Raw genomic sequence first — 17,267 nt, forward strand, 5'->3', positions numbered from 1 at the left:
CCTGAGCCAGGATCAAACTCTCCATAAAGGTAGTTCGAACTTGCTCTTCAAACACTAGCTTACGATCCGAAGATCGTTGTTGCTTGCTCACTCGTTGTTCAGTTTTCAAAGGGCAATGATAAAGCTTGGTGTCGCCCGAAAAGTCAAGCCGCGCAAGACATTGTCGTGATGTTGCCATCTTGTCGCGAAGCGTCTTGCCGGTGGGCTTTCGTTTAACGGCGACTTTTATATCATACCACATCGCCGATCACGATTGCAAGCTTTATTTTTTTCTTCTTCTTTCGTCCGCCGCGCTTCCGGACAAGCCTTCCAAGCGGCGAGTACTAATGTATCACAGACCCGGAACCGAAGTCAAGATAAAAAACGATGTTTTTTTGCTGCCAATCCATGTGCTTCGTTGTAGCCTTATTGTCCCCAGACCAGATTCCTTTACTCATCGAAATAGGACATCAGGATCAACAGGCCGCATAACGGATTTCCAGGTCGCACATCTGCCCGTCCGCCAAAATCGTCTCTTCGCGCAGCAGCCCCTTTTTGACCAATTTGTTCAAAAGCAAGGGAGTTCTCCCCTGTACTCCTTCCAAATCGGGATGAGCGCTTAATTCGTCGACTCCCCACGACTGCTCGCGACCGCCGATAATGCGGAGCAACGGGGCGCAGCATACGCTCATTTTGGACATGACGGAAAACTCCGCGGCGAGCAGGACGAGCTCGATGCGCTGTTTGAGCGTTTCGCCGCTCATCGTCAGTTCTTCGTACAGCTTGTACACGCCGACATTATGCTGCCGCACCTGCCGCCACACCGTAATTTCCGGCTGCACGCCCTGTTCGATAATGACGATGCGCGCCCAATGATGAAGGGCCTTCAAGATGCTGTTGTAGCCGTCCAGCAGCTGATCTTCCTGCAGGCACAGCTTCGCTTCCGTATAACTGCACAGGAACGAGGAAAACTCCAGCAGAAGCAACCGTTCCCTCAGCTCGGAGGGAAATTCCAGCAGCCGATGCCGCAAATCCTCCAGAAACATCGTCTTGTCCACCATAATATCGCCTCGCAGTATCCATTGGATCACGCTTCGGTTCTCACCGCCGGCAATCCAACCTTCGAGCGCCAAGCGGTCCACCCATCTTTCTTGTATACGACTACCTTCTTTTATATAATGAAATAGGTTCGGGGCCGGGCAATCGCCTTGCGTCACGACCAGAACCACCATGTCAAAACCGTCATCGATCGGAACAAATGACGTCCCGTCGCGGTAGACGACAGCGGATTGCACCCGTTCGTCGTTTCGCCATCTGCCCGCCAGCTCGTCCAGCAAAAGTTTCATCGCCGCCTCCGAGTAATTCGGCTTAAGTTTGCAACTATAGTGTTCGACGCCGGCGTTTTCGTTTCCTGCCGCTTCTGAAGAATATGCAAGGGAAAGTAGGGAAAATCATGCTTTTGAAATCGAGCAAAGTCAATGAGTTTCGCCTGTGGGGGCTGCTGCTTACCATGTTCGGCCTGCTGCTGATGGTGCTTGGCATGGCCGGCATCGTCTTCGATTGGGGATCCGTCGGCAAAGTGATCGCCGCCATCTGCCTCATTCTTGGGCTGATTAGCGTCATGGCCAGCATGGCGATCTACTTCTGGGCAGGCATGCTGTCGACAAGCGCGGTGTCGCTCGAATGTCCGGAATGCGGCCGGATGACCAAGGTGCTCGGCAAAACGGACCGCTGCATGTTCTGCAAAACGATTCTGACATTCGATCCGAAACTGGCGAACGCATCGGCATCGGACACACACGCACACGGACAGGAAAACAACTCGACCGGCGTCTGACGGCCTCAATGAAAAGGCACTCCCGGATCCAATACGATCCCGGAGTGCCTTTGTTGTTGATGGTTCCGTTATTAAGGCAGCTTCTCCAGCGTGTCCTTGATGAGCGTCCAAATATCCGGCGTTTCGAAGGTGCGACTCCAGGAAGCGATGCCGGCCAAACGAAGCTTCTTGACCAGTTCCGTCCGACTTTTCATCGAAACGGCGTCCTCGATCCAGATCTTCATCGTTTTGTCGCCTTCCTTGTACTCCACATAGTTCTGACCGGTCGCGGCGTCGAAAACAGGCGTCAGTTTTTTCTCCTTCAGCAGATTCTGCACGGCCTCCATGCCAACCGCCTTGGAGGTGACCGACGTCTTCCCGTCCTTCGTCTGCTCCGTCCAGATGCGAGTGTAGTACGGAACGCCGAGCACCAGCTTGGAGGCGGGGACGTCGTCTTTTTCCATAATTGCGGTGATGCCCTTCTCGACCCAAGGCAGCGATGCGACCGAACCGGCCGTCGGGCTGGTCGACCAGTGCTCGTCGTACGTCATGACAATCATGTAATCGACGACTTCGCCAAGCGCACGGCGATCGAGGAACAAGGAATACACTTCCGAACCATCGCGCACGGTGACGTCGATCGATACGACAACGCCCGCCTCATGCAGGAACGGTGTCAGTTCTCGCACGAACTGCACGACATTCGTTTTATCCTTCAGGTACACGTTCTCGAAATCGATGTTGATGCCTTGCAACTGGTACATCTGCACGTAGCTGACGAGCTGCTTGATCATTTTCATACGTTTGTCGTAGCTGGACAACGCGTCGGTTGTGATTTTCGGATCGAAGCCGTTGCTGAACAGCGCCCATAACTGATAGCCTTGCTCGTGCGCCCATTTGACGAACGAGGCGTCGGCCAAATTTTTCAGGTTGCCGTCTCCGTCCGCCAAATGGAACCATTGCGGGCTGATGACATTGAGTCCGGGCATGGCCGGAATTTGTTTGGTGTCCGGATTTTTCGTGACGACCTGCTGCCAGGTCAGGTTGATTTTGCCCCCGAGCGGCTTCCACGGCACAAAGGCCGGCTTCGTCTCCTGCTTCGGGATCGTTTCGATCTGATCGAGCGCCACGTCCGTTTTTTTGGCATAACCCATCAAACCGTTCGTGCGCTGGATGCGATACCAGGCACCGGTATCTTCCCAGATCATGACCTTCTCGCCCTGCGGCAAGTCGGCGGCGATCGTCGCCTTGATCGACGGCTCCGTACGCATGGCGGCCTTGCGCTGCGGGTGCTGCTTGTCCGCTTTCACAACGCCCCACGGAATCGCATCGCCTTCGCGGGCGAGCAGCACCGCTCCCGTCTCGGCCGACTCGCGGATGTCGACGCGGTACGTATCGCGCAGCGGCTCAATCGGCACATAAACCGTATCTCCAATCTTCTCCACCGGGAAACGAAGCGCAAACGGCTTTTCGTTCACCGTAGCGGACAACTGGTTCGACGGAAGACGAATTACTTTATCCTGCGTCGTCACGATGACCGAGCGGCTCGCTTCGTCATAGGCGATCGCCGGATCGATCAGTTCCTTGATCAACGGCAACGGCAGTTTGATCGCTTCCGCCGATCCGGAGGCCGGCAAATCTTTTCTCTCGCCTTGGTAATAGATCGCTTGTTTCAATGAGGACGGGTCTTGCACGGCATGTTCGCTATTCGGCCAATATTCGCGCCAATACCAGCCGATACCAGCAGCGAGCGCAAGCAGCAGCGCCACAACCAGCAGAAACAGGGCAACGGCAACAACGGGTCTCCGCCTGCGCGGCGGGCGGGCCAAAGCAGTCTGGTAGTCGGTTCTCATGGTACACTCCTAAAACTCCCAAATGATTTCTCGGCGCAACACGGCGCCAAACAAACGAAAGGCGCGTCAAACGCTCGGTGTCACCCAATGTTCAACACGCCTTTTATACGATTCTATTCTATCAAATGTTCCACTATTCCGGTTAGTGTTGGGAAATAGCGCGACACGATCGGCACGTGCCATACACTTCGAGCCGATGACTGGTGACGGCGAAGCCGGTTTCGTTCTCGGCGGCCGATTCGATATGGAACAGCGGCGGGTAGGAAAAGTCTTCGATCTTGCCGCAGCGCTCGCAACGGGCGTGATAGTGGGTCGACATATCGGCGTCAAAATGGCTGCACTGGTCGCCGTATGTCAGCTCGCGCACCAGACCGGCGTCGATAAACACCTTCAAATTGTTGTACACCGTCGCCACGCTCATACTTGAAAACCGGTTCTCCAGCGCGCGATAAATATCGTCGGCGGTGGGGTGGGATTTCGTCCCTTGCAAATAGGACAAAATGGCAAAACGCTGCGGCGTCATGCGTATCCCGTTCCGTTTCAACTTATCCAGCGCCTGTTCCAATCTTGCTTCCACGACTGCATTCACCGCCAATGACTCTGACTTCTGCCTGATTTCCTCTTGACTACCCCCATTGTAAGTGCGTGTCGTTCGATTTGTCAACGGCGACAGGCCCGATTTGGCCCGGGCCGCCGCACTGTGCATCCAAAAGGCGTCAATTCGCCTTGTTCACTTCAATCGAGCTGTTGGTGGTATGCAATTTGATTTCGTAGGTGCCGGCGCCGATCGTGCCTTCGATGCTCGATTTCTGCATGCGCAGCGGCAGCTCGGTATCGACGCCGCCCGAGGACGTCTGCCCCTTCACCGTATAATCGCCATGCTCCGGCAACCCGACCGCAATCGAGCCGTTGCTCGTGGACAAATCCCAGTTGCCGCCAACCGTGCGGCTTACCGCTTCGATGCGGCCGTTCGACGTATCGGCGACGACGGCTTTGGCCGCCTGCTGAACGGTAACCTTGCCGTTCGACGTATCGATGTCGAGATTGCCGGCGATGTCGTTCGCCTCAATCGAGCCGTTCGTCGTGCGCAGCGTCGTGTCGCCTCCGATCGTGTACAGCACGATTTTGCCGTTGCTCGTCTTCGCCTGAACCCCGCCGCCGATGTCGCTCGCTTCGATCCGCCCGTTGCTGGACTCGAGCTGCAGGCTGCCCTCGATGCGCTGCGCTTCGATCGCACCGTTCGTCGTATGCAGCCCCATCAGCTTCACGCCCTTGATGTCTTCGGCGTCGACGGCGCCGTTGCGGGTCGCCAAGCCGACTTCCGCGTCAAGCTTGGCAGGCAGTGTCACGTACAGATGGAGCGTCGGCTTCTGGCGGATGCCGAACCGGTTGGCATATTCGTCCGCAACGGCCGTTATCGTCATTTCGCCGCCGGAGAAGGCTGTATCGAATCGGACGCTGTCCGCCACCTTGGCCGCGTTGTCCTGGCTCTTCGTATTGACCCAGACGGTGGCGCCGATCATAATCGTGTCGACGTCGGCTTGGCGGACGGTCAAGTCGCCGCTCAAATTTTGCAGCGAGATGCGGCCCGCGCCGGTTTCGACCGGTACGGCTGCCGCCTCGCGCTCGAACTTGTGCCCTCTCTCTCCGCCGTTCAGAAACGGCAGCCCGTCCAGATGAAGCGCGCTGAGCGATAAACCGCCCGACTGCGTGCTGACGACGACGACAGCCGAAATGATGACCGCAATAAATACGCCGCCCAAATCAAGCCGGACCTGCCGCTCGTCGTTGCGCTTCAGCGCCGTTACCAACAAATATTCGACGCCGAGCGAAATGAGTACGAGCGGCCACCATGAGGCCAAATGATGCAAATAGTCGCCGCCCGTCACCTGGTCGTACAACAGCAAGCCGCCCATCGCTACCAAAATCAGCGCGGCCGTATATTTTCCCACCTTGATCATGGTTGTCCCTCTTTCTTCTATCCGCGGCTTTCCGAATTATTTGCGCCGGTCCAGCCAGAACATGACGACGCCTGCGGCAATCAGCAGAATCGCGCCGACATAAGCCCCGCCGTGCGTAAACAAACCGATGACCCACACCGGCTTCGTAGTGAACAGAAACACGACAAGTCCGAAGCCGATCAGGAACAAGCCGAAATGGTTGCCGTTGATCGGCTGCACCGGCATTTGCCACGGCTGGCCGGTTTGCTGCGCTTGCCACAAGCTGGCGTTGATCGCGTCCGCCGATTGCAGCGCATCGAACAGGCTGTAGAAATAAATGACCGGAAGCAGCAAGCTGATCAGCACGATGATCGGCATCGTGTTGTCGCCCTCCGCATTGATGGCGAAGTAAGGAATCGCCGCGATATTGACGAAAAACAGCATCATCATAAACAGCCCTTTGGGCATCAGACCGAGGTAGAAATGGCCGGTTCCCGGCATGAACAAACTCAGCAAGCCGGTGACGAACTTGCTCTTGCGCATGCGCGGCGCGTACGGCGGCACGCCTGCTGCAGGCGCATGCGCCTGCATCGGCGCCGACGGGTAACTGCGGATGCGTTCTTCCAGAAACGGATCGGCCGGGCGCGATGCCGGCTGCGAATCATGCGATTGCGGTTGCGATTGTATGGGCTCCAACGAAATGACCTCCTTATTCGATTCGAAATTTACAAAGCGCGCAGCGATTCCCGCAGCAGCTCGAGCAGACGGTCCGCTCCGTCGCCCGACATCGCGGCGCCAAGGACGGCGATGCCGCGAAACAGGGCAAAGTGGACGAACAAGTAGGTGACGGCGAGCGCGATCCCCATGTTGACAAATTCCGGCGAAATCAGCCGCCGCGGCGGCTTGGCCGCTCCCGCTTCGCCCGGCGCGCTCCCGTACGCGGCCTGCAGCACGCGTTCCGCGAAGCCGGCCGAAGGACGCTCCTCCGGCATCGACTCCAGCGCGGCCACCAGGCTGCGCCGCCGCTCCAGCTCCTGTCGGCAAGCCTCGCAGCCGGCAACATGCAGCCGTATCGCCTCATCGGCCGCGATCGCCGGATCCTGGAACAAATAACGGTCCAGCTCCCGCGCTTTCGGGTGTTGGCGTTTCATCTCCGTGCACCTCCTGCCACTTCGTCTTCAGCATCGATCTGCCGCGGTACAGGCGAGTTTCCACCGTCTTCACCGGCAAGCCGCAAATGGCACCGATTTCTTCGTACGACAGTTGCCGGTAATGATACAAATAAAGCACCAGCCGATATTTCTCCGGCAGCCGGGCCAGCAGCTCCTGGACGGATACTTGCCGCTCCTTGCGCAGGACGGCGGCTTCCGGTTCCTCGCGGCGATCGCCCAGCCATTCCTTGACCCGGTCCAGCAGGACGGTTCCCGGCCTGCGCCGCTGCCGGCGCATGTAGTCGGCCGCGGTATTGGCGGCGATCCGGTACAGCCACGTCGTAAACCGCGCTTCGCCGCGATAACCGGCAATCGTCCGGTACAGGCGGAGAAACACTTCCTGGGCGATGTCCTCGGCCGTCTCGCGCCGCTGCACGACTTGCTGCGCGATGCCGTACACGAACGTCTGGTGCTTCTCGACCAGCTGCCGGAAGGCGTCGGGATCGCCTTGGCGGACCCGAGCGACAAGCTCCTCATCCGGAGCAAGCTCCATCCCGATGCCTCCTTTCGCTTCGCTTGCCAGGCTCTATTCCTTTAGACGTCGATTTCAACTCGAACCCTTCACTTTTCGTAAAAAAAAGAGCCCGGAAACCGCCGGCAACGATGGCCGCGTTCCGGACTCCCGGTTATTCCACTTTTACTTCGGCAACGCCGCCGAGCGACCGCACTTCCTCCACAATGGCCACGATCGCAGCCCGCTTCGAAAAACGCAGCGAAAACGTCACCTGCAGCTTGCCGAAATCGACGAATTCCTCTTCTTCCAGCGAAAATTTGCGAATTTCGACGCCGTGCTTCTCCATGATCGCCGACAGGCTGGAAACCGCTTGTTCCCGGCTGCGCATCACGACGCGCATCATATAGATGCGTTTGTCTTTGAAGAATCGTTTCTCGACGGTATTCAGGAACCACAAGCTGACGATGACGAGCAGCGTTGTCAGGATGGCCGCAAAATAAAATCCGGCGCCTACCGCCAGGCCGATGCCGGCGACAACGAGCAGGCTGGCTGCCGTCGTCAGCCCCTTGACCGTCAGCCCGTCGCGCATGATCGTACCCGCCCCGATGAAACCGATGCCCGGCAGCACCTGCGCCGCGAGCCTCGCCGGGTCCATCCGCGCAATATCGCTGTTGGCGAACGCTGCAAAGCCGTAAATCGACAGCAGCATAATCAGCGCCGAACCGAGGCACACCAATATGTTCGTCCGAAAGCCGGCGGCGTGGTTCGCGCGTTCCCGCTCGAAGCCGATCAAACCGCCAAGAACAAGCGCAAGCATCAGCCGCGCGGTCATATGAATCCAATCAATGTGCCACGGATCCAACCGTAGTCTCCCCCCCCAGGCGAAACATTATCGGTTCAAGAGGTTGTTCAAAAAATCGACTTTGATCACGAAGCATAATCGGGAAGCGTATTCGGCATCGAATCTTGCGTTCACCCTCGAAGTCCGTTGCTCATTTAGGTTTTGCCTAAACTCCGCTACTCCTTCTTCGGGTTCTCGCAACCTTCTCGGTGCTGAAAAGCCGACTTTTTGAACTCTCAATTCAATTGCTCCAGGATCAGTTTATTCAGCAGACCCGGGTTTGCTTTCCCTTTCGTTTCTTTCATCGCCTGGCCGACGAGGAAGCCGACCGCCTTCTCTTTGCCGGCCTTGTAGTCGGCTACCGACTGCGGATTGTTCGCGATGATTTGCTCCACGATGGCGGCAATCGCCCCTTCGTCGCTGATCTGCACAAGTCCTTGCTCTTCGACGATTTGTTGTGGCGGTTTGCCGCTTTCTAGCATCGCCTTGAACACGGTTTTGGCGATTTTGCCGCTGATGGTGCCTTTCTCGAGCAGGCCGATCATTTCGCCCAAGCCTTGCCCGGTGATGCGCACGTCGGCCAGTTCGAGCCCGTTTGCGTTCAGGTAGCCGAGCAAATCGCCCATGATCCAGTTGGCGGCCGTCTTGGCGTCCTTCGTAAACCGCAAGCTCTCCTCGAAAAAGTTGGCCATCGCCATCGTCGACGTGAGGATGCCCGCATCGTAGGCCGTCAGGCCGTAATCGCGCTGATAGCGCGCGATGCGCGAATCCGGCAGCTCGGGGATGGTCGCACGGACGCGTGCCTTCCACTCGTCGTCGATGTGCATGCGCACGAGGTCCGGGTCGGGGAAGTAGCGGTAGTCGTGCGCTTCCTCCTTGCTGCGCATGGAGAATGTGCGGCCCTGGGCTTCGTCCCAGCGACGCGTTTCCTGCACGACCTTGCCGCCGCCGTCCAAAACTTCGGCCTGGCGAATCTCTTCGTATTCGAGCCCGCGCTGCACGCCGCGGAACGAGTTCATGTTCTTCAGTTCGGCCCGCGTGCCGAACTTCTCCTGCCCCCACGGGCGGATGCTGACGTTGGCGTCGCAGCGCATCGAGCCTTCCTCCATCTTGACGTCGGAGACGTCGCAATAGAGCATGATCGCCCGCAGCTTCTCCAGGTAAGCGCGCGCCTCCTCCGGCGAACGCAAGTCCGGTTCGGAAACGATTTCGAGCAGCGGCGTACCGACGCGGTTGAAGTCGACCAGCGACGCGTAGCCGCCGTCAACGTGCGTCAGCTTGCCCGCGTCTTCTTCCAGGTGGAGCCGGGTGATGCCGATCCGTTTCGTTTCGCCGTTTACTTCGATGTCGATCCAGCCATACTCGCCGATCGGCTGGTCGAATTGCGAAATTTGGTACGCTTTGGGCGAGTCGGGGTAAAAGTAGTTTTTGCGGTCGAATTTGCTTTCCGTCGCAACGGTGCAATTGAGCGCCATCGCCGCTTTCATCGCGTATTCGACGGCCTGGCGGTTCACCACCGGCAGCACGCCCGGATGGCCCAGGCAGATCGGGCACGTATTCGTATTCGGCGGCGCGCCGAAAGAAGTGGCGCAGCCGCAAAAAATTTTTGACTTCGTGTGCAGCTCGACGTGAACTTCGAGGCCGATGACGGTTTCGTAACGTTTGCCTGTTGTGCTCGCGGTCATGCGTTCGCTCCTTCCAGCTGCGGACGTTGCTTGTGATGCTCCGTTTGCTGCTCGAACGCGTGAGCGACGCGCAGCACGGTGCTTTCGTCCAGCGGCTTGCCGATGATCTGCAGCCCGACGGGCAGGCCGTCCACGAGACCGCACGGGACGCTGATGCCGGGAAGGCCGGCAAGGTTGAGCGGAATCGTCAAGATATCGTTCAAATACATCGTCAGCGGATCGTCGACCTGCGAGCCGATCTTGAATGCCGGCGTCGGCGCCGTTGGTCCGATAATGACGTCATAGGATGAGAATACGTCTTCGAAATCGCGCTTGATCAAAGTGCGCACTTTCTGCGCTTTCAAATAATAAGCGTCGTAATAACCCGAGCTGAGCGCGTACGTGCCGAGCATGATGCGGCGCTTCACTTCCGCGCCGAAGCCCTGGCTGCGCGACTTGCGGTACAGGTCGATCAAGTTGTCCGGATTGTCCGCCCGCACGCCATAGCGCACGCCGTCGAACCGCGCGAGGTTGGAGGACGCTTCCGAGGAAGCGAGCAAATAGTACGTCGCCACCGCGTACTCCGTATGCGGCATCGACACTTCCTCCCAGGTTGCGCCAAGGCCTTCCAGCACCTTGAGCGCGGCCAGCACGGATTCGCGAACGCGCGGGTCGACGCCTGCGCCGATATATTCCTGCGGCACGGCGATGCGCAAGCCGCGCACGTCGCCGGACAGCGCGCTGACGTAGTCGGGAATGTCGACGTTCGCGGATGTCGAGTCGTACGGGTCGTGGCCGGCGATCGCCTGCAGCACGTAGGCCGCGTCTTCGACGCTTCGCGTCAGCGGGCCGATCTGGTCGAGCGACGACGCGAAAGCGACGAGGCCGAAGCGCGAAACGAGGCCGTAAGTCGGCTTGAGCCCAACGATGCCGCAGTAGGCGGCCGGCTGGCGGATCGAGCCGCCGGTGTCGGAGCCGAGCGCGAAGTACACTTCGCCGGCCGCGACAGCCGCGGCGGAACCGCCGCTCGAGCCGCCCGGCACGTAATCCGTGTTCCACGGATTGTAGGTCGGGTGGAAGCCGGAGTTTTCGTTGGAGCCGCCCATGGCGAATTCGTCCATGTTCAGCTTGCCGACGGTGATCGCTTGCGCGTTCTTCAGCTTCTTGACGACGGTAGCGTCATAAACGGAAGTGAAATTGGCGAGAAATTGGCTCGCACATGTGGTCGGCAGCCCTTCCGTGGCGATGTTGTCCTTAATGCCGGCAGGCAGGCCGAACAGCAAACCGCGTTCGCCGCCTGCCGCCAGTTGGCTGTCGAGCCGTACGGCTTCCTCCCGCGCTTGCGTTTCGTTAAGCGACAAAAAAGCCCGTACTTTGCCGTCCACTTCGCCGATACGCCGGTAGGCGGCGTCGACGAGATCGGTTACGGCAAGCTCGCGGCTGGCAAGTCGTCCGTGAATATCCTGCAAGGTGAGATCGAATAACGACAATGGTGCTCCTCCTGACTGGATGCCCTGGCGGGCCCTTACTGGTTGGTGGATTCAATTAACCCAAAACGTTTCGTTGCTTTATTCCAGCACTGCAGGCACTTTGATCTGCCCGTCCTCTTCGTCCGGCGCATTCAGCAGCACTTTCCCGAGCGGCAGCGAAGGGCGCGTTTCGTCCTCGCGCATGACGTTCAGCACCGGTACGGCATGGCTGGTCGGCTCGATGTTCTCCGTGTCGAGTCCGTTCAGTTGCTCGGCGTATTTCAGAATGGCGTTCAGTTGGTCCATGTAAGTCGTCTTTTCCTGTTCGGTCAATTCGAGCCTGGCCAGCGCCGCCACATGCTCGACGTCCTTGATCGTAATGCTCATTGTCGCTACCCCGCCTCGCTTGCGCAATAGTGATGGGCCCGAGGGGCCCAAATGATGCTATCTATTATAGCCTACCTGTATTTTGAACTCAATCGCGCATTGAAGCAAAAAACCGGGTTCCCGCAGGAGCCCGGCCATGAATGGCATGATGGCGTCAAATCCACGCTTTCAAATTCACCTGCTTGATGAAGTCTTCCCGGCTCTGCACTTCTTTGCTCGTTTCCTGCGCTTCCGGCTCCTGCTCCCCGTTCATAATGAAACGGAACAACTGCTCGTTGCGCGTGGCCAATGCATAGTCGATCAGCGCTTCCCGTTCGATCCGCGCCGCTTCCTGCTCCAGCAGCCTCTCTTCGAGCTCGATGTCGGCGGCCGGCACGTAGAAATGTTTATTCAGCTTCGGCATGCGCACCACATAGTCAAATGCGTTGTCGGCATTGCGATCGTATGCGATGATAAAACCGTAATCGCCGATCGGCAAATTCTGTTCGAAGCTGTCGCCTGTAACGATAATCCGTTGTCCCAGTTTCAACATGGGGATCCCTCCTGATGCCTGTCATCGCGACCACGGCGCGAACCGCGGCTGCAATCGGGACGGCTTCCGGCGCTTGTCCCAGAAACTCTACGAACAAGCTCTATCAATCCGCCGATATTGCTATTATCGTACTAAAAAAATCGCGCGGTGTCTATTCGAAGCGCACCTGCGCCAAGTTTTCGCCGCAAGGCGTACGGCACGGGTGCTCAGACGGAGCCGTCGTCCCCCCGCTTCAGCAGGATGGAGCCGACGGCAAGCATCAGCGTTATCGCGACTACGGCGATGATCGCGGCGAAAGCGGGCCGGCCAGTCGCATGACCGGAGGCGATCCAGGAGGAAGCGTGGCGCTGCAGCTCCGCCGGACTCCAGGCCATGTAGCGGTGAAACAGGTTGCCCGCCAGGCTCAGCAAACCCGCGATGGCGATCGTGGCGAAAGCGATGCCGGCCGAACTGCGAATCCGCGTGCCCAGCAGGAACGGCCAAGTGAGCACGAAGACGAGCCACAACGCATACGCGGCAAAAGCGGTCAACGCGTCCGAAACGTCGACCGGGCCGAACAGCACCCCCGTGTAATACCAGGCGCCTCCGTAACCGCAAGCGAATGCTGCGAGAAGCAGCGTCTGCACGCCCGCCCACTTGGCGGTCATATACGTTGCATGCGGCACCGGCTTGACCAGGATGAGCGCCGCTACGCCGCTCTGCCTCTCCCCCGACACCGTCGCCATAAAAGCGAGCGCCAGCACCAACAGGCCGATCGTGCCGAATTGGGACAACGTTTTGACCATTACGTCTTCCGGGGACGGAATCGGCAGCTCGAACACCGCTCCTTCCGGCAGGCCGCCCATATTTTTGATGATCTCCGGCGTGTAGTAAGCCGTAATCGGCTGCATGACGCCGAGCGCGACAAAAACGAGCGGCACCCACAGCCACTTGGCATTGCGCCGCATCTCCAGCATTTCTTTCACGTATATCGCGATCCAGCGGCTCATGGCGCCACCGCCTTCAGGAACAGCTCCTCAAGCGTCGAATAACCGGCTTCGAATTTGCGCACGCCGATGCCGCGTTTCGCCAGGTCGGCGAGCAGCGCTTTGCTCCCTTGCGCCAGATCGCCGACTTCGATCTCGGCGCTCATGCCCGACGCTTCCGCCGCCGTCACGAGCGGCAGCTCGCGCTTCACCGCCTCCGCCCATCGTGCGAGCGGCTCGTCCGCATGCACAGTGACGACGGACCGCCGATAGCGCTCGCGCAATTCGTCCAGGCTGCCGCGCACGGCGATTTCTCCTTGACGCATAATCAGCACGTCATCGCATACGTCTTCGGCGTCGTGAAGCACATGCGTTGAAAACAGCATCGTCGTCTCCCCTTTCAACCGCCGCAGCATGTCCAGCACCTCGCGCCGGCCGAGCGGGTCGAGCGCGGACACCGGCTCGTCGAGCAGCAGCAGCTTCGGCCGGTGGATCATTGCCTGGGCGATGCCGAGACGCTGCTTCATCCCGCCCGAATAGCCGCCGATGCGGCGGGCGCCCGCCTGGGACAGCCCGACCTGCTCCAGCAGCTCCCGGGAACGGCCGCTTACGTCCCGCTTGTTCATCCCTGCCAGCTTGCCGACATAAGCGAGAAATTCCAGGCCGGTCATCCAGTTGTGAAACGCGGGCATTTGCGGCAAATAGCCGATGTACGGGCGAATGTCCGTCACCGGCTCGCCTGCGAAGCGAATCGTGCCGGCTGTCGGCACCAGCAGCCCGGCGAGCATGCGCAGCGTCGAGGTTTTGCCCGCACCGTTCGGCCCAAGCAACGACACGCAGCGCCCGTCGCCGATCGCAAACGTCAGACCGCGCACCGCTTCTACCGTCCCGTAGCGTTTGCTCAAGCCTTGCACCGCGAGCAGCGTCATCAGCCGTTCCTCCTGCCGAAGACGAAATAGGCGATCGGGCCGAACAGGCTGATGAACACGATCAGCAGCACCCACATCCATTTGGGGCCGTTGGTCCGCTCCTGGCGCAAGCAGCTGACGAGCGCAAACACCAGCAGCAGCAATTGCAAAACAATCAAGGGAGCAATGATCTCCCAATTAACGGACAACCCATTCGAATCGTTCATCGCACGTTCTCCTTTCGTAATGGACAACAGATGCAGACGGCCATACGGCCGGATACGGCTTCATTTTCGGCTGCGGCGAAAAGCTTTTCTCACGACGACCGCATACACCAGGAGCGGCATCGGAAACTGGATTAGTCCCCACAATCCCCAAAGCCACGGATAGCTTTCGCGCTTGCGCGCGTCAATGAACAGCCAGGCGCTTTGCGAAAGCAGCACGGCGGCGATCAGCAGCCAGAACCAGATCGGCATGTCCGTCACGTTCGGCTCACTGCGGTTCATTCCTTCACCCGCTTCCGGTACAGGCGGGCGACTAGCAGCGGCGCCAGCGTCACCGCCGCAGCCTGCAAAGCAAGCAGTGCCGCCGGCGTTGCGGCGTACAAGCCGAACATCGCGGCCAGCACGCAAACCGCCAGCAGCGCGAACAGCAGCAGATCGCGGAGAAACCTGCGTCTGAGCACGCGGTCGTGCTCCTCCAGCAGCGCAAGCGTGATCGCCGGATCGGGAGGCGTCGGGGCTTGCTCGCGATCCAGCCATTCGAGCGCCGCCTGCACGGCTTCGGTTACGTCGGCGTCGCGCGGTTCATGTGCCGGTTGGTTTCCGGCCGGCACCGTTTTGTCCCGGTCACGTTTCCCCATCGTTCGTCAGCTCCTTTCGCAAGCTTGAGATGCCATAGTGCACGCGCGATTTGACAGTACCGGCGGGCGTCCCGATCATCACGGCAATTTCCTCGTAGGAGTAGCCGTAGTAGTGCTTCAGCACGATCGGCAGCCGCGTGTCGTCCGGCAGCGCCGCCAGCGCGTCGAGCGCAACCGGCCAGTCGCCGCCGGCGTTTGCCGCTTGCCAGCGCATCCCGCGCTGCGCCTGCTGCTGCCGCCGTTCCTGCTCCTGCCATTTGGATTCCCGCCGCTTCTTCCTTCCCGCATCGATGTAGAGCCGGGTAGCAATCGTCATCAGCCACGAGGAAAACTTCGCCTGGTTCTGGTAGAGGCCGATCTTCTCCATCGCTTTCAGCATCGTATCTTGCGCCAAATCTTCGGCGGCATGCGGGTTCATCGTCAGCTTCAGCAAATATTTGTACAGAAAGGAGTAATGCCGGTGCAGCAAATGGGCCAGCGCCGCGCGATTTCCCCGTTTCGCCAAAGCAATCAGTTGCGTATCGTCCCGTTCCTCGTGCGGCCCTTGCATAGCGGTACCTCTTTTCCCGGCGAAGATGCCTATAGTACGCTTGGACGAGCCGATTCGTTCAATGGGCGGCAAAAAAATGTCGGTACATGCCGCTTTCCACTGCATCTTCGGAGCGCAGCCGGTTGGTACAGCGGAGAATGGCAATGCTGTTTATTTTAATGATATAATGTAGTCAGAATAATGTCATTCAGAAAGGATTGAGAGGAATGAATATTAAACCATCCACTACAATTCGCCAGGACTATAACGGGTTTTCGAAATATTGCCATGAACTTGACGAGCCAGTGGTGTTAACCCGGAACGGAGAAGCTGATTTGGTCGTTATGAGCCATGAAGCTTATCGACGGATGGAGGCTCGCATGAAGCTCCAAACTAAGCTGTTGGTTGCAGAAAAGCAGGTTGCCGAAGGAGCGGAGCTGCTTGATCACGACCAAGTAATCGCGAGGATGCGGAGGAAAATAAATGCCGCCAAAGAATAAAATCAGCTATTCCCCGGCGGCAGTAGACGATATGGACGAAATCTTTTCGTTCATATCCCAGGATAATGTTGTTGCTGCAGAAAGATTGTTGGAAAAGTTGGATCAACAAATCAAAAGCTTGGCAAACTTCCCGAATATGGGCTCCGTATTATCGGAAGAGAAATATACGCTGATACAACGAGGTTACCGATTTATTGTGGTGAACCCCTATCTGGTGTTTTATCAAATCGTTGATGACACGGTGATCATATATCGTATCTTGCACGGACGCAGAGATTACCTTCGAGAGTTGTTTGACTTTTGATTAGAGAATTATAGCACCCGCTCCACGTGCACTAAAGCAGTTCGCGACGAAGTTGATCCGCCGACTTCGGCGAAAGATAGCCGATCGGAAGGTCGAAAATCGTTTTGGCGCCTTTAACGCCGTCCCGGCTCATCCGGTAGCCGGCTCTCGCGCATGCGACAAGCACGCTTGAAGTAAACTCGGGATTGCTTCCGAGCGTCAGGCCGAATTCGACGATTTGTTTCGTTCCTTCCCCCGTCACCCCGCTGCGGATCACAAAGCCGCCGTGCGGCATGCCGCTGTGATTCGCGCGCAGCTCATCCTCCGTGATGAAAGTAACGGTCGTATCGTAGTCGGAGAAATAGTTGGGCATCGTAACGATAGCAGAAGTAATGTCGTCTTTGTTTGCGCCTTCTTCGGCAACAACGAAACATTGTCTCACATGCTTCTCGCGCGTATCAAGCTCCGGCGTTTCGCCGGAACGGATGCGGCCGATGGCCGCTTGCACGGGAATCGTATATTGAACGCCTGCCTTGACGCCCGGCACGCGGCGGATCGCGTCCGAATGACCCTGGCTGACGCCTTTGCCCCAGAACGTGTAGTTATGGCCTTCCGGAAGAATCGCTTCCGCCAGCAAGCGGTTCAGCGAGAACAGGCCGGGATCCCAACCGGTCGATATGATGCTGAGCTTGCCGCCTTCTTGCGCCGCGGCGTTGACCGCGTCATAAAAGGCCGGAATTTTCGCATGCGTATCGTAGCTGTCCACGGTATTGAACATACGAGCCATCCGCGGCGTTTGCTCCGGAAGATCCGTCGCCGAACCGCCGCATAGAATCATCACATCGATGATGCCTATGTACTGCTCTGCAGCGGAAATATGCTCGAAACGGACGCCGGGCGCGCCAATCATTTGCTCAGGCTGCCTGCGGGTGAAAATGGCCTCCAGTTCCATATCCGGGTTTTGCGCGATTGCTTTTTCTACCCCTTTGCCCAGGTTCCCATAGCCTACGATTCCAATCTTGATCGCTTTTTGCACGGTCAGAACCTCCAAGTTCGAATCATCGTTGCGATTTC

23 protein-coding genes are annotated in these 17,267 nt (G+C 58.3%); 3 read left to right on the forward strand and 20 right to left on the reverse strand.

The features are described 5' to 3' along the window. Both EXY20_RS39590 and EXY20_RS33735 read right to left on the reverse strand, forming a co-directional pair. On the reverse strand, nt 1–241 hold a 241-nt coding region (locus EXY20_RS39590; RefSeq protein ID WP_207671376.1), incomplete at its 3' end, for a hypothetical protein. A 214-nt stretch (nt 242–455) separates the two neighbouring features. Beyond that, nucleotides 456–1,325, reverse strand: coding sequence for a nucleotidyltransferase-like protein (locus tag EXY20_RS33735; RefSeq protein WP_135556836.1), 870 nt, complete (start codon nt 1,323–1,325; stop codon nt 456–458). Between the two features lie 107 nt (nt 1,326–1,432). Here EXY20_RS33735 and EXY20_RS33740 point away from each other — a divergent pair, with 107 nt between their 5' ends. After that, entirely contained in the window at nt 1,433–1,816 is a 384-nt protein-coding gene (locus EXY20_RS33740; RefSeq protein ID WP_135556837.1) for a DUF2614 family zinc ribbon-containing protein, read from the forward strand. Between the two features lie 71 nt (nt 1,817–1,887). Here EXY20_RS33740 and EXY20_RS33745 read toward each other — a convergent pair whose 3' ends face one another. The 17 genes from EXY20_RS33745 to sigY form a co-directional block, all read right to left on the reverse strand. Further along, nucleotides 1,888–3,648 (reverse strand): glycosyl hydrolase family 18 protein, encoded by a 1,761-nt coding sequence (locus tag EXY20_RS33745; protein WP_135556838.1) that lies wholly within the window; start codon nt 3,646–3,648, stop codon nt 1,888–1,890. Between the two features lie 142 nt (nt 3,649–3,790). Next, nucleotides 3,791–4,225, reverse strand: coding sequence for a Fur family transcriptional regulator (locus EXY20_RS33750; protein ID WP_135556839.1), 435 nt, complete (start codon nt 4,223–4,225; stop codon nt 3,791–3,793). Between the two features lie 139 nt (nt 4,226–4,364). Beyond that, nucleotides 4,365–5,609: a DUF4097 family beta strand repeat-containing protein gene (locus EXY20_RS33755; protein ID WP_135556840.1), complete on the reverse strand. Its 1,245-nt coding sequence runs from the start codon at nt 5,607–5,609 to the stop codon at nt 4,365–4,367. 36 nt (nt 5,610–5,645) lie between these two features. Then, complete coding sequence (locus EXY20_RS33760; protein WP_135556841.1) at nt 5,646–6,284, reverse strand: hypothetical protein; 639 nt, start codon at nt 6,282–6,284, stop codon at nt 5,646–5,648. A gap of 29 nt (nt 6,285–6,313) precedes the next feature. Continuing rightward, nucleotides 6,314–6,739: an anti-sigma factor gene (locus EXY20_RS33765; protein ID WP_135556842.1), complete on the reverse strand. Its 426-nt coding sequence runs from the start codon at nt 6,737–6,739 to the stop codon at nt 6,314–6,316. Then, nucleotides 6,666–7,292, reverse strand: coding sequence for an RNA polymerase sigma factor (locus EXY20_RS33770; RefSeq protein ID WP_135556843.1), 627 nt, complete (start codon nt 7,290–7,292; stop codon nt 6,666–6,668). Before EXY20_RS33770 ends, EXY20_RS33765 begins: the two co-directional genes overlap by 74 nt. 133 nt (nt 7,293–7,425) lie before the next feature. After that, a complete protein-coding gene (locus EXY20_RS33775) occupies nt 7,426–8,115 on the reverse strand; it encodes an MgtC/SapB family protein (protein WP_235886327.1) in 690 nt (229 codons plus the stop codon). A gap of 215 nt (nt 8,116–8,330) precedes the next feature. Further along, on the reverse strand, nt 8,331–9,779 hold the full coding sequence (gatB, locus tag EXY20_RS33780; protein ID WP_135556844.1) for an Asp-tRNA(Asn)/Glu-tRNA(Gln) amidotransferase subunit GatB: 1,449 nt from the start codon (nt 9,777–9,779) through the stop codon (nt 8,331–8,333). Beyond that, complete coding sequence (gatA, locus tag EXY20_RS33785; protein ID WP_135556845.1) at nt 9,776–11,248, reverse strand: Asp-tRNA(Asn)/Glu-tRNA(Gln) amidotransferase subunit GatA; 1,473 nt, start codon at nt 11,246–11,248, stop codon at nt 9,776–9,778. Before gatA ends, gatB begins: the two co-directional genes overlap by 4 nt. 78 nt (nt 11,249–11,326) lie before the next feature. Continuing rightward, complete coding sequence (gene gatC, locus EXY20_RS33790; RefSeq protein WP_135556846.1) at nt 11,327–11,614, reverse strand: Asp-tRNA(Asn)/Glu-tRNA(Gln) amidotransferase subunit GatC; 288 nt, start codon at nt 11,612–11,614, stop codon at nt 11,327–11,329. Between the two features lie 154 nt (nt 11,615–11,768). Beyond that, nucleotides 11,769–12,146: an ATPase gene (locus EXY20_RS33795; RefSeq protein WP_135556847.1), complete on the reverse strand. Its 378-nt coding sequence runs from the start codon at nt 12,144–12,146 to the stop codon at nt 11,769–11,771. 206 nt (nt 12,147–12,352) lie between these two features. Beyond that, nucleotides 12,353–13,135: an ABC transporter permease gene (locus tag EXY20_RS33800; protein ID WP_135556848.1), complete on the reverse strand. Its 783-nt coding sequence runs from the start codon at nt 13,133–13,135 to the stop codon at nt 12,353–12,355. Then, nucleotides 13,132–14,040 (reverse strand): ABC transporter ATP-binding protein, encoded by a 909-nt coding sequence (locus EXY20_RS33805; RefSeq protein WP_135556849.1) that lies wholly within the window; start codon nt 14,038–14,040, stop codon nt 13,132–13,134. The genes EXY20_RS33800 and EXY20_RS33805 overlap by 4 nt, the downstream gene beginning before the upstream one ends. Then, on the reverse strand, nt 14,040–14,228 hold the full coding sequence (locus EXY20_RS33810) for a PLD nuclease N-terminal domain-containing protein (RefSeq protein WP_235886332.1): 189 nt from the start codon (nt 14,226–14,228) through the stop codon (nt 14,040–14,042). Before EXY20_RS33810 ends, EXY20_RS33805 begins: the two co-directional genes overlap by 1 nt. A 78-nt stretch (nt 14,229–14,306) precedes the next feature. Further along, nucleotides 14,307–14,525: a sigmaY antisigma factor component gene (locus tag EXY20_RS33815; protein WP_328592615.1), complete on the reverse strand. Its 219-nt coding sequence runs from the start codon at nt 14,523–14,525 to the stop codon at nt 14,307–14,309. Next, nucleotides 14,522–14,881 carry a DUF5345 family protein gene (locus tag EXY20_RS33820; RefSeq protein ID WP_135556851.1) on the reverse strand — a complete coding sequence of 120 codons (360 nt, stop codon included), beginning with the start codon at nt 14,879–14,881 and terminating at the stop codon, nt 14,522–14,524. The genes EXY20_RS33815 and EXY20_RS33820 overlap by 4 nt, the downstream gene beginning before the upstream one ends. Beyond that, nucleotides 14,868–15,431: an RNA polymerase sigma factor SigY gene (gene sigY, locus EXY20_RS33825; RefSeq protein WP_135556852.1), complete on the reverse strand. Its 564-nt coding sequence runs from the start codon at nt 15,429–15,431 to the stop codon at nt 14,868–14,870. The genes EXY20_RS33820 and sigY overlap by 14 nt, the downstream gene beginning before the upstream one ends. Nucleotides 15,432–15,637: 206 nt before the next feature. Between sigY and EXY20_RS33830 the strand changes: the two genes are divergently transcribed. Both EXY20_RS33830 and EXY20_RS33835 read left to right on the forward strand, forming a co-directional pair. After that, nucleotides 15,638–15,910 carry a type II toxin-antitoxin system Phd/YefM family antitoxin gene (locus EXY20_RS33830; RefSeq protein WP_135556853.1) on the forward strand — a complete coding sequence of 91 codons (273 nt, stop codon included), beginning with the start codon at nt 15,638–15,640 and terminating at the stop codon, nt 15,908–15,910. Beyond that, nucleotides 15,894–16,214 (forward strand): type II toxin-antitoxin system RelE/ParE family toxin, encoded by a 321-nt coding sequence (locus EXY20_RS33835; protein ID WP_135556854.1) that lies wholly within the window; start codon nt 15,894–15,896, stop codon nt 16,212–16,214. The genes EXY20_RS33830 and EXY20_RS33835 overlap by 17 nt, the downstream gene beginning before the upstream one ends. Before the next feature lie 31 nt (nt 16,215–16,245). Here the strand turns inward: EXY20_RS33835 and EXY20_RS33840 are convergent, their stop codons facing one another. After that, a complete protein-coding gene (locus tag EXY20_RS33840; protein ID WP_135556855.1) occupies nt 16,246–17,229 on the reverse strand; it encodes a diaminopimelate dehydrogenase in 984 nt (327 codons plus the stop codon). Nucleotides 17,230–17,267: the final 38 nt, after the last annotated feature.

Source organism: Paenibacillus cymbidii, assembly GCF_004764705.1.
Classification (GTDB): Bacteria; Bacillota; Bacilli; order Paenibacillales; family NBRC-103111; genus Paenibacillus_AN; species Paenibacillus_AN cymbidii.